This is a genomic window from Fulvivirga lutea (assembly GCF_017068455.1).
Lineage (GTDB): Bacteria > Bacteroidota > Bacteroidia > Cytophagales > Cyclobacteriaceae > Fulvivirga > Fulvivirga lutea.
In genome coordinates, this window is sequence record NZ_CP070608.1 from 2,767,789 (window position 1) to 2,789,473 (window position 21,685).

Here is a 21,685-nt window from a genome sequence, read left to right on the forward strand (position 1 = left end):
TGATAGTTACTACATCATTTTTGACCTATTGAAGATTGTCAATACTAATCATGTGTAGCTTGATATTTTTTGTGTAATTTCGCCATTATTTTAAACTGATAAGTGTATAGATAAAATGGCGGAAGGAGCAAACGAGAATATCATTCCTATCAATATTGAAGATGAAATGAGAGGTGCTTACATAGATTATTCTATGTCAGTAATCATTTCTAGAGCATTACCAGATGTTCGTGACGGATTAAAGCCCGTACATAGAAGAATTTTATACGGTATGCTTGATCTGGGCGTAAACTACAACAGACCCTATAAAAAGTCGGCTAGAATTGTTGGAGAGGTTTTAGGTAAGTATCACCCGCATGGTGATACTGCAGTTTACGATTCCATGGTTCGTATGGCCCAGGTATGGTCACTAAGGTATACACTAGTAGATGGGCAAGGTAACTTTGGATCAATTGACGGTGATTCACCCGCTGCCATGCGTTATACTGAGGCAAGGTTGAAGCGTATTTCAGAAGAAATGCTCGGAGATATCAATAAGAATACGGTTGATTTCCAATCTAACTTTGATGACTCCTTAAAGGAACCTACAGTACTTCCGGCTAAGCTTCCTAATTTATTGGTGAATGGTGCCTCTGGTATTGCAGTAGGTATGGCTACCAACATGGCACCACATAACTTAACTGAAGTTATAGATGGTATATCTGCATATATCGACAATAGGGATATAGATATTCCTGAGTTGATGAAACATATCACTGCTCCGGATTTTCCAACAGGGGGGCTTATATATGGCTATCAGGGAGTAAAAGAGGCGTTTGAAACAGGACGTGGCAGAGTTTTAATGCGTGCAAAAGCAGAAATTGAAACCACTAAAACTGGAAAGGAACAAATTATTGTTACTGAGATACCTTTTCAGGTTAACAAGGCTAATATGATTGAGAAAACAGCAGCCCTTGTTAACGAGAAAAAGATTGAAGGAATTTCAGATATCAGGGACGAGTCGGATAGAGATGGACTTAGAATAGTATATGATATTAAAAAGGATGCTATTCCTAATATTGTTTTAAATCACTTATTCAAATACACTCAGTTACAAACTTCATTTAGTGTCAACAACATTGCCTTGGTTAAGGGCAGACCTATGACGCTGAACTTGAAGGATATGATTGCTCATTTTGTGGAACATCGTCATGATGTTGTTGTGAGAAGAACACAATATGAGTTGGATGAAGCTGAAAAGCGTGCTCATATATTAGAGGGTTATATTATAGCCCTTGATAATCTGGATGAGATCATTGATTTGATCAGAAAATCGAAAGATCCGGATACGGCAAAAGAAGAATTAATAAAAAGATTTGAGTTATCTGAAATTCAAGCCAAAGCTATTTTGGAGATGCGTCTTCAGAGATTGACAGGACTTGAAAGAGATAAGATTCAGAAGGAATATGAAGAAGTTGTTGAATTGATCAAAGATCTAAAAGACATTCTTTCTAATGAGCCTCGAAGAATGGAAATCATCAAAACAGAGTTGCTTGAGTTAAAGGAGCGCTATGGTGATGAGCGAAGAACGGAAATTGTTCATAGCGCAGATGATATTACTTTTGAAGATATGATACCTAATGATGAAATGGTTCTTACCATTTCTCATGAAGGCTATATTAAAAGAACACCGCTTGTAGAATATAGAACCCAAAGTAGAGGTGGAGTTGGCTCAAGAGGTGCCAAATCGAAGGATGATGACTTCACTGAGCATTTATTCATAGCAAAGGCTCACAATTACTTATTGATATTCACAGAGTACGGCAAAGTCTTCTGGAAAAAGGTGTATGCTATTCCTGAAGGATCCAAAACTTCTAAAGGGCGTGCTATACAAAACCTTATTAACATTGAGCAAGGAGATGTTGTAAGAGCAGTTATTAACGTTCAGAATTTAGATGACGAAGACTATATCAACAACAACTTTGTGATGATGTGTACTGAAAATGGTACCATCAAGAAAACACCTTTAGAAGCTTATTCAAGACCTCGCCAAAATGGTATTAATGCCATCACTGTGAAAGAAGGTGATAGGTTACTCAATGTAAGCTTAACAAATGGAGATAATCACATAGTTATTGCTAAAACAGGAGGTAAAGCAATACACTTCCATGAGTCAGATGTAAGATCTATGGGAAGAACTGCTTCTGGTGTTAGGGGAGTAACTCTGGAAGGTGAGGATAAAGTTGTGGGTATGGTTTGTATTAATAGAGAAGACTCAAACCTTTTAGTAGTTTCAGAAAAGGGCTACGGTAAGCGATCATTAATTGAAGACTATAGAATTACAAAACGAGGTGGTAAAGGAGTTAAAACAATTAATATCACAGAGAAGACTGGCAAGCTTGTTGCTATCAAAGAAGTAATTGATACTGATGACTTGATGATTATCAACAAGTCAGGTATTACCATTCGAATGGCAGTTGAAGATTTGAGAGTAATGGGAAGAGCCACTCAAGGTGTAAAGCTTATTCGTTTGAATGAAAATGATGAAATCTCTTCTGTGGAGAAAATTGAAAGGATTGAAGGAGTAGAGGATGACTCATCGGAAGATGCAGACGAAAATAATGAAGGTGCTGAACCTAATAATGAAGAAAAAGAATAAATTTAAAGATCAAACTAATACACAAACTATGAAACGATTAATCGTATTTATGCTTGCAATAATGGTTGTAGGTTATTCTTACGGACAGAAGAAGCCGAAAATCAATCAAGCAGAAAAAGCAAGAACTGAAGGTAATTTGGGAGAAGCAAAGAATATTATTGATGAAGCTATCGTGCATGAAAAAACCAAGGACGATGAAAAAACATGGTACTACAGAGGACTTATATATGCTTCCTTAGATACTACTCAGAATCCAACATATCAAAACTTAGCGAATGATCCATTAAAAACAGCAATGGAATCATTTAAAAAGGCAGACGAGATGAATGCCGGTAATAACGAGTTTTATATTACTGGTCCGAATGGGTTTCCAGTAACCAAAGGAGAGCAAATAAGTACACTTTGGGGGCACTATTTAAATAAAGGTGTTGAGTATTATAATGTGCAAGATTACAAAGGAGCATATAAGTACTTTATGAAAACAACCATGGTGCAGCCTGAAGATACTACAGGTTATATTTATTCTGCTTCTGTTGCTCAAGCTGATAAAGAATATGATAAGGCACTTAAGAACTATTATGTACTTACAAATGATTTAGATTACCATAGTAAGGATATTTATTCAGCAATTATTTACATTGAAGGTGTTATAAATGAAGATAATGAAAAGGCTTTAGAAATGATAAGAGCCGCAAAAGCACAGTTTCCTTCTGACATGGATTTTGCTAAATCTGAAATTAACGCTTTAATTAAATTAGAAAGAATAGATGAGGCTCAAAAGGAATTAGAGGCTGCAATAGCTAGTGAACCTGATAATGCTAATTTGAGGTTTACTTTAGGAGTAATGTACGAGGAGATTGGAGATCCAGCAAAAGCAAAAGAAGCATACAGAGGAGCTATTGAAGTTGACCCTGAATATTATAATGCACGTTTCAATTTGGCTGTTCTTTCTTACAACCAAGCTGTAGATTTAATAAAAGAGAAGAATAATTTAGGTATTTCTCAAGCAGATCAGAAAAAGGCTAAAGCAATGCAGTTGGAAATTGAAAAGCGATTGAAAGAATCATTACCACACTGGGAGAAATTAAATGCACTTCAGGCCAACGACAGAACTACTTTGGAAACGCTTCAATATATTTATACCCAATTAAAAATGTATGACAAAGCTGAAAAGGTTTCAAATCAACTCGAAGCTTTGGGCGATGAATAAGCAAGTATTAGAATAATATGAGAAGCCATCTGTTATTTACAGATGGCTTTTTTTATAATAACCCTCAACAATTAATCATAAAAAAAGCCCCTAGATTACTCTAGAGGCTACTTAAGCGGTCTGGACGGGACTCGAACCCGCGACCTCCTGCGTGACAGGCAGGCATTCTAACCAGCTGAACTACCAGACCCTTTCGTTTAAGGTGGTGCAAATGTATATCGGTCATTTATTATTTGCAACACTAAGGTTGAATTTATTTCATTATTTTTTAAGCCTAGAATTAGAGTAGATTAATCTGTCATAAGTGCGGATTAGTTTTAATTTTGTACCTTTAATAAAACAGATATGCTATTGGATTTTGAAAAGCCTATTGCAGATTTAGAGGCAAAATTAGAAGACATGAAAAAAATCGCTTCTGAGAGCGATGTTGACGTGGAGGAAGCTGTAAAATCGCTGGAGTCTAAAATAAAAAGTCTGAAAAAAGATACTTTCAACAACCTTACCAGATGGCAAAGAGTGCAGCTTTCCCGGCACCCTGAAAGGCCATATACACTAGACTATATTTATGAGATTTTAGATGACTTTGTTGAGTTACATGGCGATAGAAATGTAGCAGATGACAAAGCCATGGTAGGAGGTTTTGGAACGATTGACAAGCAAACTTATATGGTCATTGGTCAGCAGAAAGGTAGAAATACCAAACAGCGACAAATGAGAAACTTTGGTATGGCCAATCCTGAAGGTTACAGAAAGGCTCTTAGGTTAATGAAGTTAGCTGAGAAGTTTAATAAGCCAATCATCACATTTATTGATACTCCCGGTGCATTCCCAGGTCTTGAAGCTGAGGAGAGAGGGCAAGGTGAAGCTATTGCTCGAAACCTGAAAGAAATGTTTATGCTCAAGGTGCCTGTTATATGTATAATAATCGGTGAAGGAGCTTCTGGCGGAGCCTTGGGTATTGCAATTGGTGATAGAGTAGTGATGCTTGAAAATACATGGTACTCTGTAATATCCCCTGAATCATGTTCATCAATATTGTGGAGAAGTTGGGATTACAAGGAACAGGCAGCTGAAGCTTTAAAGCTTACAGGTAAAGATATGTTGGACCTCAAATTAATTGACGGTATTATAAAAGAGCCTTTAGGAGGTGCACATACAGACCTTAAATGGATGTCTAAAGAAGTTAAGAAGTATATAAAAAGTACTTATGAGGAGTTATCAAAGCAATCCGCAGAGGAACGAATCAGTGCTCGAATAGACAAATTCTGTTCTATGGGTAAATTCAAGGAATAAAAACTAAAGATTCATAAATTAGAGCCACGGAATATTCCGTGGCTTTTTAATTATATCACTATGAGAAAAATAAGCTGGCTTGATCATTTTGTAAATTTAATTGTAGTTATCACAGGTATTTCAGTTGCCTTTGCTTTAAATAATTGGAATGAGGAGAAAAAGACCAATGAATTGCATGATACATACATTCAGGCAATGATTGACGATTTAGACTTTGATATTGCTGAATTAGATTCATTGGTGAAGTATGAAAGTGAAAGCCTTAAAATATTTAGAAGGTTATTAAGTAGAAGTGAACCGCCTTTATCAGATGATTCATTAAACATAGCCTTCGCCAGAATTGCCTCATTAAACTCATTTACAAGTAAAAACATTACCTATGAATCAATAAAATCTTCAGGCAAATTTGAACTTCTTGATCTTAAGCTAAGGATAGATATTATTGAATTTTATCATTCAGGCTATGATCAAATTGATGAAATCGAGTCCTATTATAGGATGAATTTTGACAACCAAATAATACCCATTCTATTAAATGACGCCTATGGAACAGGAACTGGCCTTAACACTGATGTGATCAAATCTGATAAGTTCAGAACGGTTTTAGGGTTACACTCAAGTTTCCTGGCACAAAAGATTCAAGCCTACCAGAGGGGGCATAATTTGGCTTTAAAATTAGAAAGAGAATTAAAAGCTAATCTTAAATGAATCTACACATTATTAATACAGGTTTATTTAAACTAGATGGTGGTGCTATGTTTGGTGTTGTTCCAAAAACACTGTGGTCGAGAACTAACCCGGCAGATGAAAATAACATGTGCACTTGGGCCATGCGCTGTTTGTTAATTGAAGATGGAGATCGCCTTATTTTAATAGATAATGGCATTGGCAATAAACAAAGCGATAAATTTTTTAGTCATTATTACTTACATGGCGATTATAGTTTAAAGAAGTCATTAAATGAAGCAGGATTTTCCGAAGATGATATAACAGATATGTTCTTAACTCATTTGCATTTCGATCATTGTGGTGGCGGAGTTAAGCAAGATGGTGAGAAACTGAAGTTAACCTTTAAAAACGCAAAATACTGGTCGCATAGTGAACATTGGGATTGGGCAACACAGCCTAACGCAAGGGAAAAGGCCTCATTTCTAAAGGAGAATATTCTACCAATGAAAGAAAGTGGTCATTTGAATTTTTTGAACCATACTAAAGGTGCCTTCGGCCAATTTGATGTAGAAACGTTTGACGGGCATACAGACAAGCAGATGATACCAAAAATCAAGCACAAAGACAAAACCATTGTTTTTATGGCTGATCTGTTACCTTCTGTTGGTCATATTCCTTTGCCCTATGTTATGGGTTACGACACAAGGCCATTACTCACTTTAGATGAGAAAGAACGGTTTCTGAATGAAGCTGCTGACAATAATTATATCCTTTTCTTAGAGCACGACTCTGTAAATGAATGCTGCACAGTTAAACACACAGAAAAAGGAGTAAGGTTAGATGAAACATTTAAGTTATCTGAAATTCTTTGATGACTGAATACAACATTGGCCTGGTTCTTTCTGGAGGCGGAGCAAGGGGGATAGCCCATTTGGGTGTGTTAAAAGCACTTGAGGAGCATAATATAAAGATTGATGTTATCTCAGGAACTAGTGCAGGAGCAATAATTGGAGCCCTTTATGCAGGTGGTTTAAGTATCAATGAGATTTTAAAATTGTTGATAGAACTTAAACCTATGCGATTTATTCAGCCGGCACTGAATACTAAAGGGTTGCTTAAAATGGAGGTAATTGAAAAGTTTCTCATTAGCTACCTTCCTGAAAATAGCTTTGATACACTAACAATTCCTCTTTACATAGCCGCTACGAATCTAAAATCAGGTAAAACAGAATATTTTAATCAAGGTCATCTAGTGCCGGCCATTTGTGCTTCTTCATGTATTCCCGTGCTGTTCAATCCGGTTCAATACAATGATGAATTATATATCGATGGCGGAATCTTAAATAATTTACCTGTTGAGGCAATAAGAGATAAAACAAAAATAGTTATTGGTGTTCACTCCAATCCGATTGATAGAAATTTTGAGCTTAAAAATTTCTCAAGTGGACTAGAAAGGGCACTAATGCTAGCAATTACAAGCAATGTCTATCAAAGTTCCAAAAATTGCAATTTTCTTATTGAACCTAACGGCTTAGAGCCTTTTAAAGTACTAGACATTAGCAAAGCTGAAGAAATATTCAGCATTGGCTACAAAGAAGCTATACGCCAAATTAATGAATCAAAAATGTTAGAAACCATATGACATTTAAAGAACAAATATTACAGGGTATTCCACAGCAATTGCCGGAACATAAGCCTTTTGATCCAACTATAAATCATGCACCGAAGAGGAAAGAAATCCTCAGTAATGAAGAAAAGATCCTCGCCTTAAGAAATGCGTTAAGATATTTTGAGCCAAGACACCACGAGGTGCTACTACCTGAATTTAAGAAGGAACTTGAGGAATTTGGGAGAATTTATATGTATCGATTTCGCCCGGATTATGAAATGCATGCTCGACCTTTGAGTGATTATCCTTTTAAATCGCAACAAGCTGGGGCAATTATGCTTATGATTCAGAATAACCTCGACCCGGCAGTAGCGCAGCACCCTCATGAATTAATAACCTATGGGGGAAATGGTGCTGTGTTTCAGAATTGGGCGCAATATCTGTTAACAATGAAGTATCTCGCCACAATGGAAGATGATCAAACACTTCATATGTATTCTGGTCATCCTATGGGATTATTTCCTTCATCTAAAGAAGCACCAAGAGTAGTGGTAACTAATGGCATGATGATCCCTAACTACTCTTCGCAAGATGATTGGAATAAATTCAATGCACTAGGCGTCACACAATATGGACAAATGACGGCTGGTTCATATATGTACATTGGCCCACAAGGGATAGTACATGGAACAACCATTACCGTTTTAAATGCTGGTAGAAAAATTTCTAAAGCAGGAGAGGGCTTAGCAGGTAAACTATTTGTTTCTTCAGGTCTCGGTGGAATGAGTGGTGCGCAACCAAAGGCAGGAAATATTGCTGGTTGTGTTTCAGTAGTTGCCGAAATAAATCCTAAAGCTACAAATACCAGACATAGCCAAGGTTGGGTTGATGAAGTGATTGCGGATTTGGATCAATTGGTCAATCGCGTTAATAGGGCTAAGGCAAACAAAGAGGTAGTTTCAATCGCATATCAAGGTAATATTGTTGATGTGTGGGAGAAGTTTGAAGCGGAGGGTGTCTATGTTGACCTAGGTTCAGATCAGACCTCTTTGCACAACCCTTGGGCGGGAGGTTACTATCCAGCTGGTATTTCATTTGAAGAGTCTAACAGAATGATGGCTGAAAATCCTGCTAAATTCAAGGAAGAGGTACAGAAAACGCTGGTTAGGCATTCTGCATCAATCAATAAGCATACAGCAAGAGGCACTTATTTTTTCGATTATGGTAATGCCTTTTTACTAGAGGCATCAAGAGCGGGAGCTGATGTGATGGCTCAGGATGGAATCAACTTCAAATACCCTTCGTATGTTCAAGATATAATGGGGCCAATGTGTTTTGATTATGGTTTTGGTCCATTTAGATGGGTTTGCACATCAGGTAAGGAAGAAGATCTGATTAAATCGGATGAGATTGCCGCTGATGTACTAAAGAAGCTTAAAGAAAATTCTCCTGCAGAGATTCAACAACAAATGGCTGATAATATTCAATGGATTGAAGCTGCTATGGAGAATAAACTGGTTGTAGGGAGTCAGGCTAGAATACTTTATGCCGATGCACAAGGTAGAATAGAAATAGCAAAAGCCTTCAATAATGCGATCAGCAAAGGGGAATTAGGTACAATTGTTTTAGGTAGGGATCACCACGATGTTTCTGGTACAGATAGTCCATACAGAGAAACGTCTAATATTTACGATGGCTCCAGGTTTACAGCCGATATGGCCATTCATAATGTCATTGGAGATTCTTTCAGAGGTGCCACATGGGTATCGATACATAATGGAGGTGGAGTAGGTTGGGGAGAGGTTATCAATGGTGGTTTCGGAATGCTTCTGGATGGTAGTAACGAGGCGGAGAAACGGATTGAAAATATGCTCTTTTATGATGTGAATAACGGCATTGCCAGACGAAGCTGGGCGAGGAATGAAGAAGCTGTGTTCGCAATAAAAAGAGCCATGGAAATGAATGACAAATTAATTGTTACATTACCCAATAAAGTATCTAAAGATTTACTTAATTAGAGTACAAAAACATTTAAACTATGAAAAAGACATTTTTACTCGCATTATTTTTAACAATTGCTATTTCATCTATGTCTCAAAGAAGAATAGGTGGAAACTTGGTCTATGGTACTGAAATTGAAGAAATAGGAATTGGTGCTGTAGGGGAATTTTTCTTTAATGATAACTTGGCTATTGCTCCTAGCTTCAACTATTATTTTGCTGAAGATCCGGTTAGCTTTTGGGAGTTAAACGCTAACATTAATTATTATTTTTCAGAGTCAGGTGCTGTTAGTGCTTATGCACTGGGTGGCTTGAACTTGGCCAGAGTGTCAGTAGATTTAGGACCTTTTGGTGAAAGTTCTGATACAGAATTGGGGTTAAATCTTGGTGCTGGTGCGAACTTTGATGTGGGAGACTCCATCATTCCTTTTGCAGAATTGAGATTTGTTCTAAGTGATTTTGACCAAGCAGTTTTTGCCTTTGGTGTAAAATTCCCATTAAACTAACACCTGTTAGTTTTAAGGTATGATATTTTTTATATATTTGACATACACTAAATTGAAATAAACATGAAAAAAATTACTATTCTGTCATTATTTATTTTTGGAGCGATTTTTTCAACTAATGCTCAGGTGACTGTTGGAGCAAAAGCTGGTTTGAATTTTGCTAATGTAGATACTGAAGGTTCAACAGATGCTAGAACTTCACTACACTTAGGCGGTTTTGGCGTGATTATGTTTTCAGATAACTTAGGGTTTCAACCTGAACTTTTGTATAGTGCACAGGGTTTCGAACGTGATTTTGGTGCGGGAACTTTTGAGGCAAATATCAATTATTTAAATCTTCCTTTACTTGTGCGTTATAATATTAATGAAATGATCAGCTTACACGCTGGCCCTCAATTGGGTTTCTTGCTATCAGCAGAAGATGAAGATGGAAATGACTTTAAAGATGATGTCAAAGGAACAGATTTAACTTTCGCAATTGGTGGACAAGTTGATCTTCCAGTTGGACTTGTTGCAGGTGCAAGATATGGTTTGGGTCTTTCAGATATTAATGATAATGATTTAGGTTCTGAAACTAAAAACAGAGTATTTCAACTTTACGTAGGTTGGAAACTGTTTGGCAATTAATCCCTACAACTAATTGAATTTAACAAAGACCGGTTGCAAAACCGGTCTTTTTATGTTAATATCGACCTAGTTTAGAGTAATTTTTTAACAACTTAAATTTTTTAAAATGAAAAAGGTATTACTTGTATTTTGTCTTATAGCTATTTCTACTTTAGGCTATTCTCAAATTTCCGGTGGAATAAAGGGAGGAGTGAATTTTGCAAACGTTGATGCTGACGGTGACCCAGATGGAAAAACTGGATATCATGTAGGTGCATTTTTAACAGTTGGTGCTGCTGGCATATTTATTCAGCCAGAATTATTGTATTCTTTTAAAGGGGCTGAAGATTTTGACCTTACCTACATTGAAGTTCCAATTCTATTAAAAAAGAATTTTGCTAAAGTTTTAAATGTTCACCTTGGTCCGCAATTTGGTTTCTTAACTAAAGCTGAAGCAGACTTTGGAGGAGGTAGCCAGGACATAAAGGATGAACTTAAAGGAATGGACTTAAGTGCTGTAGTAGGAGCCGGTTTAAACCTTCCGGGAGGCCTATCTGCTGGTTTGCGTTATGTACTTGGTTTAAGTGATATTGCAGATAATGACGCGCTACCAGAAACTAAAAACAGAACGTTTCAGATTTATGTAGGCTACAAGTTGTTTGGCAACTAATTGATGAAATTATATAACAATAAAAAGGCCTCATTTGAGGCCTTTTTTAGTTTATATGGATGATGTAATAATTCTTTTTACCTTTTTGTGCTAAAAGGTATTTACCTTGTAATAATTCAAAATCGACAGCATCGTTCGGTGTGGCAATTTTTGTTTTATTAATGCTTACACCACCACCTTGTATCATTTTTCTTGCCTCGCCTTTCGATTTAAAAATGATTCCACCTGTGCTTTCTGATAGGAGTGTGGTTACATCACCACTATTATCCAGATCAGCCTTAGAGATATTAGCTTGAGGAACACCTTTGAAAACAGATAAAAACGTTTTTTCATCTAAGTTTACCAAATCTTCAGTAGTGGATTTTCCAAATAGTATTTGAGATGCCTTCACTGCAGATTCATACTCTTTTTCAGAATGCACACGAATTGTAATATCCTTCGCCAATGCTTCTTGCAGCCTTCTTAAATGTGGTGCTTCTGCATGTTCCTTTTCTAACGTTTCAATTTCTTCTTTACTCAATAAAGTAAATATTCGTATGTAATTGGCTGCATCTACATCTGAAGCATTGAGCCAGTATTGGTAAAATTCATACGGAGAAGTTCTATCAGGATCTAACCAAACATTACCACCTTCAGTTTTACCGAATTTGGTCCCATCGGCCTTTTTAATTAAAGGAGTAGTAACTGCAAATGCTTCACCGCTATCTTTTCTTCTAATTAGTTCGGTACCCGTAACAATATTACCCCACTGATCAGACCCACCTAATTGTAGTTTACAGTTTTTATTTTTATATAACCAGTAAAAGTCATAACCCTGTACTAACTGATAAGAAAATTCGGTAAACGACATTCCATTTTCACCTTCCAGTCGTTTCTTTACGGAGTCTTTTGACATCATGTAATTGACAGTAATATGCTTACCAACATCTCTGATGAAATCCAGAAAACTAAATTCCTTAAACCAATCGTAATTGTTCACTAGTTCTGCCGAATTTGTATCAGAATTAAAGTCAAGAAATTTCGATAGCTGATGCTTAATACTTTCAAGATTATGCTCTAAAGTTTCCTGAGAAAGTAAATTACGCTCTTGCGATTTTCCTGATGGGTCGCCCACCATTCCAGTTGCCCCACCTATTAGTGCAAATGGTTTATGACCAGAATTTTGAAAATGAACTAGTGTCATTATTTGCACCAAATGACCAATGTGAAGTGAATCTGCTGTTGGGTCAAAGCCAATATACCCACTAGTCATTTCTTTATTTAATTGCTCCTCCGTACCTGGCATGATATCGTGTACCATACCTCTCCACTTAAGTTCTTCAATAAAATTGGTCATAGTGTAAAATTAAGCTGCAAATATAGAAAACTCGCATAAACCAATGGCATTTGCCAGAGATATCAGATATTCGCAAATAACTAAAAGTAATCCAATCAATATGCAACAGCCAGACTCTTTAAATCAAGTAGCTCAATTTCACAAAACATTTAATCATCCAATATTGGAATCGCCTCAAATACCTGATAAGAAGCGATGCGATTTAAGAGTAGAGTTAATATCTGAGGAGTTAAAAGAGTTAGCCGAAGCGATTAAAGATAACGACATAGTAGAAATTGCTGATGCGTTATGCGATATTCAATATGTGTTGTCTGGTGCAGTATTAGAATTCGGTTTGGCAAATAAGTTTAAAGAGCTTTTTGACGAAGTGCAGAGATCTAATATGAGCAAAGCCTGCGATACTGAAGAAGAAGCACAGGCTACTGTAAAGTTTTATGCAGATGAGAAGGATACTGAATGTTATTATGAACAAAAAGATGGTAAATACTTAGTGTTCAGAAAATCCGACAATAAAACAATTAAATCAATCAACTATTCCCCGGCAGACCTAAAAAGTATTTTAGGCTAGTATTTCTGGGCAACCACAACTTGCGAGTTATTAGGCGTATCCGTTGGTTGAGGTGATGCCATGCACAGGGTAGAGCCCAATAAAAACTTGCCCACCTCGTCACCTATGGTAATGCTATTTCCTTTTCTAACCACTTGAGGAAGCTCAATAGTACCAACAGCCGGACCACCAACAATGGACAAATACCAATATCTGCCAGATATATCTTCAATGGTAACGTTTACTCGTTCATTTCGCATAGCGGGCAAAGATGGATCATGTTTATAAACCCAAGGTCGAAGGATCACTAGATCGCCTGGTATGTGCTCAATGTATTTAACTGTGCCAGATACAGGAGCATGTATTCGATGGTAGTTATTATTATGTAAGAATACATTTGTAAAATAATGCGTATTTGGAATGTTACAACCTTGCTTACCGAATATGGCCTTTATATTCTTTTTGTCACCTTTCACATTAATTGCGGGAAGTTCACCTACTTTCCCTTTATCACATAAAAGGCCTTCGCACGGCCATATATATTCAGAGGATATTTTCGGTCTTGTTTTATACACTCTGGTAAAAAAGTCCTGAAAGCTAGAGTAGTTAACACTGCCGGTTTCAGACCTGAACTGATTTAAATACACTTCATCCAGTCTATTTAGTCTGCAGTAGGGTTTAATAATATACTTTGTAAAGCTCTTGTTATAAACTTGCGAGTAATATTTAGATACTTTTCTTTGTATGTTACTCGGTAATGAACCCCAAACCGAAAGCGATAAAAAGCGATAGACTGATGTCATGAATTAATAATGTTGTTCGCTACAGTATAACGCAAAGCAGGACTCATGGATTTCTGAATACAGTTATTTTAGATTAAAGACGACTTAATTTAGATTAACGGAGTAGTTATTAAGACCTACTACACATAAAACTCCAACTGGAATACGGGTGAGTTCTTTTCCTGGATAGGTTTTAGCGCAAGGATTTCGAGCGTGTTGAACGCTTCGATAAATTCTGTTCTGGTAATTCTGACTTTGGATTTACCCGGAATGATTTTGTGATACTGCATCCTGCCTGAAGGGTTAGCAGTAGCGCTATAGATGAAACTATAGCGCATTTTAATAGGTGAGGGGACATATCTCATTTATCTGGTTGTCCGAACCATTTTTTAGTAAGCATTCTTAAACTCAGCGAATACCATTTTATTCTGAATCTGGTTGTACTGAGTGAGTAGGGTATAGGCCTTAGAAGGCACATAGTTAAACCTGCTTTTAAATTCTTCCACTTTAGCGCTTAACTCCTGCACGTAGAACCTGATCTGATCGAGGTTTTTGCAACGCTTAGGGTTCTCAAAGTTTCTTGCTGTAAAAAGTTGAAACTCTCTGTCGATTCTTTTTTTCTCAAACTCGCTCATAATGTTGTGTGTTATTGCACTATTAAAAAATGAATAATGATGTAATTATATGTATATATAATAATAAATGCAAATATAATAGTGTAAAAATGCACAAATATTTTAAAATTAATTAGCTCAACTATTAGATAATGTATAAATGTATAACTATCTATTAATCAACTAGATATAATTAATTAAGTTATATGCAGGTTGTTAGGGTGATGAGAATCTAATTTGTGTAGCCGTGAATATTCACCTGAAATGGGGTATTGCCTGCTGTTATTATTCTTTATATTAGAGCATATTATATCAAAATCTAAAATATGGAGACTACCGCCCCAAACGAATTCTTAAGTCTTTGGATTAACATTATGATGATAGGTTCAATTGCTTTTTTTGCAATTGCAGTAATCATCTATTTAATCCATCAAATTAAAGTTTCAAGTATAAGCGACTACAAAGCCAAATATGATTACTTGAGCACCAAAGAAATAAAGTACTTCAAGGCATCAATAATTTGTATTGCGATAGGTATTGGAATGATTATCAATACTTATGGCAAAGATGTTAGAACTTTTGACCTCGTATGGTTCTTTGTTTTAATATTCATTTCTATAGCTGGAGCTACACTCATTGGTTACGTGGGAGCACTCATTTTACAATATTATTACCCAACTCGTCTCCATAGCAAACTTAAAAAGTGGCGTTATATGCCAAGAGTTAATCCTAAAACAGGAAATAAAATGAGACTTCTTAGTGAAGATGAAGAAGATGTTCACTTAGATGAAGGTATGCAGGCAGAAGAAGAAGTATTTAGTGTGGATTACGATGTATGGTTGGATGAGGCAACCGGAGATACAAAGATTGAAAAATATCAAGGCCACTTAGAAGCCGTTCAATGTGGTAATTGTGGTTTTTATACTATGAAGGTTGAAAGAGAGGAGATAGTACAGCAACCAACAGCTGAACAAGAGGGAGAATTAATTAAACATTATAAATGTCAATTTTGTAGTTCAGTTAGGGCAACATCATTTAATATAGCTAAGGAGGAAGATTACTCTCATTTTAAGCCAGATCAAATGCATTTTAAAAAGAATGTATCAGTTGATCTTGTAAAAGTAGAAGTTGTAGCCTTAGGTCAGAAAAAGCACTATGAATTTCAAACTGTTGAGCAGGCTGAAAAATTCCTGTCAGAGTTTGATGTGGACACCATGAAATAACCGTCCATCAAAATCATTAAAATGAGACCTACTTCGGTCTCATTTTTGTTTAAATTTAGTTTCAATGTAAAACAAATTAGAAGTTTTTCGTTTAAGCTAGTATTACAAAAGAAGATAGAGGAGAACCGCATGAAAAAGTACTTATCAATAATGAGTTTATGCCTAATAACTTTAGTTGCATATTCTCAATCTACACAAGAAGAAAATCTTAAACCCAAGATATATTTCGGAGATGAAGCACGGTTAGCAGTGCAAATATTGGATACCTATCATTATCGCAAAATCAGTCTGAACGACTCTTTGTCAGCTGTAATTTTAAAGGAATACATCGAGACGTTGGATAACAATAAATCCTATTTTCTTAAGTCTGATATTGCTGAATTTCAGGAATACAGTACACAATTAGACGACTTAACTAAAGAGGGTAATGTATTTCCTGCCTACACGATTTACGATCGTTTTAAGCAGCGGTTTGATGAACGAATGGACTATGTATATGGTACATTATTAGATTATGATTTTGATTTTACCATCGATGAGTATTACGATACTGATCGTTCAGAATTGGAATATGCTGAAAACACAGAGGAGTTAAATGATCTGTGGAGAAAAATACTCAAGAGCCAGGTGCTGAGCTTAAAGCTTAATGGTAAGGCTGATAGTTCTATTAATAAAACAATTGTCACGAGATACGATCGCTTTAAAAAGGCTATTAGTCAGTATAATAGTGAGGACATCTTTGAGCTTTATTTAAATACAATAGCAGAAGCTTATGATCCGCACTCGAATTACTTTTCGCCAAAAACGTCCGATCGGTTTCAGCAAAATATGAGCCTTTCGTTAGAAGGAATAGGTGCCAGACTTCAAACTGATAATGATTTTACCAAGGTAGTTGAGATACTGCCAGGAGGGCCGGCCATGAAGAGTGATCTGATTCATCCGGATGATCGAATTATTGGTGTTGCTCAAGGGGAAGATGGTGAAATGGTAGATGTAATTGGCTGGCGAATTGATGATGTGGTTCAGCTAATTAAAGGGCCAAAAGGAACTACAGTTAGATTAGAGATTATACCTGCCGAATCTGGTGTTTATGGCGCATCAAAAACCATTTCTTTGGTTCGAGATAAGATTAAACTCGAAGACATGCAGGCGAAGGCAGAAGTTGTACCCGTAACAAGAAATGGCCGCCAGTATCAATTTGGAGTGATAACATTACCAAGCTTCTATATGGATTTTGAAGCATATCAAAAGGGTGATGTAGACTATAATAGCACTACCCGCGATGTTAAACGATTGATTGAAGAATTAGAAACCAAGAATATTGATGGTTTAATGATTGATTTGAGAAATAATGGAGGTGGGTCACTTGCCGAAGCTATTGATCTTACTGGTTTGTTTATTAAGGATGGTCCTGTTGTACAGGTAAAGAATTCATCTAATAAAATAGAATTAGGCGAAGATGTAGATGATAAAGTTATTTATGACGGACCGTTAACAGTGATGATTAACAGGTTCAGTGCCAGTGCTTCTGAGATTTTTGCGGGAGCTATTCAGGATTATGGCAGAGGTGTTGTGTTGGGTGAAACTTCCTTTGGTAAAGGTACCGTTCAAAGCGTTATCGATTTAGGAAGGTATCTAAACGTTCCTGAAGGAGAGAAAGTAGGGCAGTTAAAATTAACCTTACAGAAATTTTACAGGGTTACAGGTAGCAGTACACAACATAAAGGTGTTGACCCTGATATTAATTTTCCTTCAGCTTTTTCAGCAGAAGAATTTGGGGAGAGTAGCAGACCAAGTGCATTACCCTGGGATCAGATAAAAGGCACGAAATACAAGCCTACTGATCAGGTAACACAGAAAATGCTTGCTGAGGTAAGCAAGGAATATAGAGATCGCCTACAGAATGACAGGCACTTGAAAGATTTGATTAGCGAAACGGAAGAGCTTAAGAAAAGCATATCTACTACTCGTATTTCATTAAATCAGGAAGAAAGACAAAGAGAAATTGCAGAAGCTGAAAAAAGACGAACTGAGCAAAGTGCTATGGAAGGAGCTAAAATAGGGAAAGAAGGCATTTATGAAGTTAATAATATAGATGTGGATGATAAATACCTGAGAGAAGGATTAGTCGTATTAAGCGACATTGTTTCTGCTATCGGATAACCTTTAGTAAAATAACAGAGAGCCTCACTTTAACGTTGTTGTTAAAATGAGGCTTTTTTTATTCATAAATTTTGCGTTTTGTATAGCTCTAGCAGCTCAAGGTCAGGATAGTCTCATTAGAAAAAGCATCTACTTTGGTGGCGGTAGTTATTATATAGATGAATATCAAGGAGACGAAATTATCGATTTTTTAAATTCCATCGATGACCTTACCAAATATGAAATTGTTCTGTTTAGCCATACTGATAACATAGGAGGCAAGCAATATAATGAGTGGTTGTCTCATATGCGCAGCGAGGCTGTCAAGTATGAATTAATTCAGTTTGGAATTAGAGAAGAGGAAATAGACATACGGGCCTTTGGTCAGGATAACCCACTTTATTCCAATAAGTCATCTGATGGGCGAGTGATGAACAGGAGGGTAGATATTATCCTCGTGCCCATCACTTCTTAATTACTTAGTTGTATTTTTTGAGTAATCGCCAAAGCCTTCATCCACAGGCTCCCATAACTCAATTTTATTGCCTTCAGGATCCATTATATGAACAAACTTACCATAATCATACGAAGCTATTTCATCAACCACATTTACACCTTCATTTTTTAATTGTTTAACAAGTGCCTCTATATTTTCTACCCTGTAGTTAATCATAAAAGGCTGATTTGATGGCTCCATATACTTAGTGTCTATGCTAAATGCACTCCATTGTAAATAGCCTTTTTTCTCGGGGTTGTTAGCATGCCTGAACTCAAACATAGAACCATATTCGTCTGTCACTAATCCAAGATGTTCCTTATACCAGTTGGTTAGTTTCTTTGGTTCATTGGATTTGAAAAATATACCGCCAATACCAGTTACTCTTCCTTTAGCCATTTTTAGATGTTTTGAGTTGAAAATATAATGCCGATAAGGTGCTGATTATTAGACCAATAACAAAAACTGTCAAAAACATAATAATGAATTGTGAACTTACACTATCCCACAAAGCCATTTCCTCCATAAATTGCGATTTCGCCACTTCAAACTCATCCGCAGGCAAGGTAGATTTCAATTTTTCAATCTGGTAATCACCATACTCCTTAAGAAAGTTGGGGTTAATCCATTTATAGTATACCACACTGTAAGCACCAAAAGCCATGGAAGGGAATAGAGAAATAGCCGCACCTATTCCTAAATATTTGAGAAATGAACCCTTACTATATAGTAAGACATACTCCCTAATACCAAAAAACACGAATAGTAGACATGCCACGATGGATATGTACCCAATGATTTCATCCCTATCAAAATTTGAAGAATTGGGCAGGCCATAAACAAGATAGGTAATCAACTGAATACCCATTATTATGGCTACAGAAATTAGTCCGTTTTTAAATACAATGTTTTTCATAGTTCGTTTTTTTAATGACGAAAGTGCCATTCTTAGTGAAAATGGCACTCATACTTTTGGGTGATTTTTAATATTTGGTACTAAAGTATTAGAGCAAACCATACTCTTTGGCCTGTTTAATAGCTTCAGTCCTTCGTTTTACATTGAGCTTAGAAAATATGTTAGACACATGCGTTTTGATAGTATTTTCCGAGACAAATAATAAGTCAGCTATCTCGCTGTTACTTCTTCCCTCAGCAATTTTTACCAATACCTCAAACTCACGTTTACTCATCTGCAGCAAAGCCAGTTTTTCATCATCGGGTTTTAATTCACTTTTGAGTAACAATGATTTACTGATTAGTTGATTTCTTAACAAGAACCCGAAAACCACAAGAGCAATAGCAGAAATGGCAATGAGAAACTCACGGTAATGGTTGGCAGTATATACCGAGTAATTGCTTAGCTCTATCAATACCATTAACAAGATCGCTAACAGTCCAAATTTGATGATAAGTCCTTTCAAATCTCTCGATTTTTAGTAGATGTACTTATTTTTAGCTCAATATAATAAAATGGGTGCAAATAGTTTCCTGAAATTATTAACACTAACTTTGCGGCTCATTAATATTAAGATAGATTGACAAGTTTTTCAGAAATGGGACTTTCAGCACCTTTGCTTAAAGTTCTTCCCGAGTTGAATATCGACCAACCGACAGAAATTCAACAAAAGGCAATTCCAATTTTACTAAAAGAAAAAGAAAGAGATTTTTTAGGTCTGGCTCAGACAGGAACAGGTAAAACAGCCGCTTTTGGTTTACCATTGCTTGATGCAGTGGATCCAGATTTAAAGAGAACACAGGCGCTTGTATTGGCACCAACACGTGAGTTGGGTCAGCAAATTGCGCAGCAGTTCCAGGCATTTTCCAAGTATATGAAAGGTCTGCGTGTTCAAGTGGTTTATGGTGGTGCATCTATAGTGCCCCAAATGAAGGCACTAAAAAATACTCCACATATAATTATAGCTACACCAGGTAGGCTCTTAGACTTAATTAACAGAAAATCGATTGACCTTTCTGGCATAAAGCATGTGGTTTTTGACGAAGCTGATGAGATGCTGAATATGGGCTTTAGAGAAGATATAGATCATATTTTGTCTTATACCGAAGGCCAGAAATCAACATGGCTATTTTCAGCTACTATGGCACCGGAAATTAAATCCATTGTAAAGAAATACATGGATAACCCAAGTGAGGTGAAAATTGATGCGGCAAATGTAGTTAACCAGAATATTGATCATAAATACTTTATTGCTAAAGCCAAGGATAAGGTAGAGATTATGAAACGCATTATTGAGCTTGAGCCTGATATGCGTGGGATCGTTTTCTGTAGAACCAAGCGCGAAACACAACAACTGGCAGAAGAATTACAGAAAAAAGGATTACCTGTAGATGCTATCCATGGTGATTTATCACAGAATCAGCGTGATCAGGTGATGAAGCGATTTAAAAACCATTCCTTAGAGTTTTTGATTGCTACTGACGTAGCTGCCAGAGGAATTGATGTAAATGATTTAACGCATGTGATACATTACTCTATGCCGGATGATCTGGAGTATTATACCCATAGAAGTGGAAGAACAGGTAGGGCAGGTAAAAAGGGTATATCGCTGGCATTAATTACAAGTGCAGAGCAGCGTAAAGTTAGCTTTATACAAAAGAAATTGAATCTGAATTTTAGCCAGTATGTACTGCCTAAAGCTGAACATGTAGAAAACAAACGTTTAATGACATGGGCAGATACAATTATTTCTACCGAGGCCGATCACGACATGATTGCCGAGCATGTGAATGATGTTAGGGAGAAGTTCAATGGGCTTACTAAGGAGGATTTAATCGACAAGCTAATTACCTGGGAATTAAATGAACTAGGGCTGAATAAAAAGTCTGCTTTTGACGAAAATCAAACACTGGAAGATACTCCAACGCACTCAAGGCATAGCGCTACACATGATAAATACTTTATCAATGTAGGGTTAATTGATGGGGTGAATGAGAAAGAATTAGTTGATTTTGTTTCTGAAACCGTAGGCATAAGCAAATCGGCACTAGGTAAAATCAACATTGATGATAAAAAGTCTTATTTCGAGATTGAGAAAGAATCGTCTCACTTGGTAGGACCTGCATTTAGTGATTTATATGTGGATAATAGAAAGCTTAGGGTAAATAAGGAAGTTGGACAAAAATCTCAAGGAAGAGGCGGTAGAAAAGATAGAAGCAAACGAAGGATTTCCAAACACGGCAAACCATCAAAGAGGAGGAGATAATACCCTTGTGTTACTAAATTATGAAGTGGTTATGGAGGTAGTTAATTAAAAAATAAAATTAGCCCCATGCGATAAATGAATATATTTTATCTAGCTTAGTGGCTTTAATTACAATTATTTATA

At 36.4% G+C, this 21,685-nt stretch carries 22 protein-coding genes and 1 tRNA gene; 15 read left to right on the top strand and 8 right to left on the bottom strand.

Annotated elements, in window-relative coordinates; genetic code table 11:
• The first annotated feature begins 115 nt into the window (after positions 1–115).
• Positions 116–2,638, top strand: a complete 2,523-nt coding sequence (gene gyrA / locus JR347_RS12365; RefSeq protein WP_205720917.1) for a DNA gyrase subunit A — start codon at positions 116–118, stop codon at positions 2,636–2,638.
• Positions 2,639–2,666: 28 nt separating this feature from the next.
• Positions 2,667–3,848, top strand: a complete 1,182-nt coding sequence (locus JR347_RS12370; RefSeq protein ID WP_205720918.1) for a tetratricopeptide repeat protein — start codon at positions 2,667–2,669, stop codon at positions 3,846–3,848.
• Between the two features lie 116 nt (positions 3,849–3,964).
• On the opposite strand, the gene JR347_RS12375 is transcribed toward JR347_RS12370, so the two are convergent.
• Positions 3,965–4,038: transfer RNA gene (locus JR347_RS12375), tRNA-Asp, on the bottom strand.
• 155 nt (positions 4,039–4,193) lie between these two features.
• Here JR347_RS12375 and JR347_RS12380 point away from each other — a divergent pair.
• The 8 genes from JR347_RS12380 (at position 4,194) to JR347_RS12415 (ending at position 11,201) form a co-directional block, all read left to right on the top strand.
• Entirely contained in the window at positions 4,194–5,141 is a 948-nt protein-coding gene (locus JR347_RS12380) for an acetyl-CoA carboxylase carboxyltransferase subunit alpha (RefSeq protein ID WP_205720919.1), read from the top strand.
• A gap of 60 nt (positions 5,142–5,201) precedes the next feature.
• Entirely contained in the window at positions 5,202–5,849 is a 648-nt protein-coding gene (locus tag JR347_RS12385; protein WP_205720920.1) for a DUF6090 family protein, read from the top strand.
• Entirely contained in the window at positions 5,846–6,682 is an 837-nt protein-coding gene (locus JR347_RS12390; RefSeq protein ID WP_205720921.1) for an MBL fold metallo-hydrolase, read from the top strand. The genes JR347_RS12385 and JR347_RS12390 overlap by 4 nt, the downstream gene beginning before the upstream one ends.
• A complete protein-coding gene (locus tag JR347_RS12395; RefSeq protein ID WP_205720922.1) occupies positions 6,682–7,452 on the top strand; it encodes a patatin-like phospholipase family protein in 771 nt (256 codons plus the stop codon). Before JR347_RS12390 ends, JR347_RS12395 begins: the two co-directional genes overlap by 1 nt.
• The gene (locus JR347_RS12400; protein ID WP_205720923.1) at positions 7,449–9,437 is read left to right on the top strand and encodes a urocanate hydratase; all 1,989 of its coding nucleotides are present in this window, start codon (positions 7,449–7,451) and stop codon (positions 9,435–9,437) included. Before JR347_RS12395 ends, JR347_RS12400 begins: the two co-directional genes overlap by 4 nt.
• 20 nt (positions 9,438–9,457) lie before the next feature.
• Positions 9,458–9,925, top strand: coding sequence for an outer membrane protein (locus tag JR347_RS12405; protein ID WP_205720924.1), 468 nt, complete (start codon positions 9,458–9,460; stop codon positions 9,923–9,925).
• 63 nt (positions 9,926–9,988) lie between these two features.
• Positions 9,989–10,552, top strand: a complete 564-nt coding sequence (locus tag JR347_RS12410) for a porin family protein (protein ID WP_205720925.1) — start codon at positions 9,989–9,991, stop codon at positions 10,550–10,552.
• Positions 10,553–10,658: 106 nt separating this feature from the next.
• Positions 10,659–11,201, top strand: a complete 543-nt coding sequence (locus tag JR347_RS12415; RefSeq protein ID WP_205720926.1) for a porin family protein — start codon at positions 10,659–10,661, stop codon at positions 11,199–11,201.
• Positions 11,202–11,247: 46 nt separating this feature from the next.
• On the opposite strand, the gene tyrS is transcribed toward JR347_RS12415, so the two are convergent.
• On the bottom strand, positions 11,248–12,537 hold the full coding sequence (tyrS, locus tag JR347_RS12420) for a tyrosine--tRNA ligase (RefSeq protein WP_205720927.1): 1,290 nt from the start codon (positions 12,535–12,537) through the stop codon (positions 11,248–11,250).
• Positions 12,538–12,637: 100 nt separating this feature from the next.
• Here tyrS and JR347_RS12425 point away from each other — a divergent pair, with 100 nt between their 5' ends.
• Positions 12,638–13,105, top strand: a complete 468-nt coding sequence (locus tag JR347_RS12425; RefSeq protein ID WP_205723896.1) for a pyrophosphohydrolase domain-containing protein — start codon at positions 12,638–12,640, stop codon at positions 13,103–13,105.
• Here the strand turns inward: JR347_RS12425 and JR347_RS12430 are convergent.
• The 3 genes from JR347_RS12430 to JR347_RS12440 all read right to left on the bottom strand — a co-directional run bounded on the left by JR347_RS12430 (position 13,102) and on the right by JR347_RS12440 (position 14,501).
• Positions 13,102–13,887, bottom strand: coding sequence for a phosphatidylserine decarboxylase (locus JR347_RS12430; RefSeq protein WP_205720928.1), 786 nt, complete (start codon positions 13,885–13,887; stop codon positions 13,102–13,104). The two genes, JR347_RS12425 and JR347_RS12430, sit on opposite strands and share 4 nt — an antisense overlap.
• A gap of 119 nt (positions 13,888–14,006) precedes the next feature.
• Positions 14,007–14,231, bottom strand: a complete 225-nt coding sequence (locus JR347_RS12435; RefSeq protein ID WP_205720929.1) for a hypothetical protein — start codon at positions 14,229–14,231, stop codon at positions 14,007–14,009.
• 24 nt (positions 14,232–14,255) lie between these two features.
• Positions 14,256–14,501 carry a hypothetical protein gene (locus JR347_RS12440; RefSeq protein WP_205720930.1) on the bottom strand — a complete coding sequence of 82 codons (246 nt, stop codon included), beginning with the start codon at positions 14,499–14,501 and terminating at the stop codon, positions 14,256–14,258.
• A 305-nt stretch (positions 14,502–14,806) separates the two neighbouring features.
• Between JR347_RS12440 and JR347_RS12445 the strand changes: the two genes are divergently transcribed.
• The 3 genes from JR347_RS12445 (at position 14,807) to JR347_RS12455 (ending at position 18,320) form a co-directional block, all read left to right on the top strand.
• Entirely contained in the window at positions 14,807–15,703 is an 897-nt protein-coding gene (locus JR347_RS12445) for a nuclear envelope integral membrane protein (RefSeq protein WP_235689649.1), read from the top strand.
• Between the two features lie 129 nt (positions 15,704–15,832).
• On the top strand, positions 15,833–17,866 hold the full coding sequence (locus tag JR347_RS12450) for a carboxy terminal-processing peptidase (protein WP_205720931.1): 2,034 nt from the start codon (positions 15,833–15,835) through the stop codon (positions 17,864–17,866).
• Positions 17,867–17,912: 46 nt separating this feature from the next.
• Entirely contained in the window at positions 17,913–18,320 is a 408-nt protein-coding gene (locus tag JR347_RS12455; RefSeq protein WP_205720932.1) for an OmpA family protein, read from the top strand.
• Here JR347_RS12455 and JR347_RS12460 read toward each other — a convergent pair whose 3' ends face one another.
• The 3 genes from JR347_RS12460 to JR347_RS18415 form a co-directional block, all read right to left on the bottom strand.
• Positions 18,321–18,740 carry a VOC family protein gene (locus JR347_RS12460; protein WP_205720933.1) on the bottom strand — a complete coding sequence of 140 codons (420 nt, stop codon included), beginning with the start codon at positions 18,738–18,740 and terminating at the stop codon, positions 18,321–18,323.
• Positions 18,733–19,257 (bottom strand): DUF4199 domain-containing protein, encoded by a 525-nt coding sequence (locus tag JR347_RS12465; protein WP_205720934.1) that lies wholly within the window; start codon positions 19,255–19,257, stop codon positions 18,733–18,735. Before JR347_RS12465 ends, JR347_RS12460 begins: the two co-directional genes overlap by 8 nt.
• Before the next feature lie 88 nt (positions 19,258–19,345).
• Positions 19,346–19,762, bottom strand: coding sequence for a response regulator transcription factor (locus tag JR347_RS18415; RefSeq protein ID WP_262897025.1), 417 nt, complete (start codon positions 19,760–19,762; stop codon positions 19,346–19,348).
• Positions 19,763–19,894: 132 nt separating this feature from the next.
• On the opposite strand from JR347_RS18415, the gene JR347_RS12475 reads away from it, so the two are divergent.
• Positions 19,895–21,562 carry a DEAD/DEAH box helicase gene (locus JR347_RS12475; protein WP_205720935.1) on the top strand — a complete coding sequence of 556 codons (1,668 nt, stop codon included), beginning with the start codon at positions 19,895–19,897 and terminating at the stop codon, positions 21,560–21,562.
• Positions 21,563–21,685 lie beyond the last annotated feature (123 nt).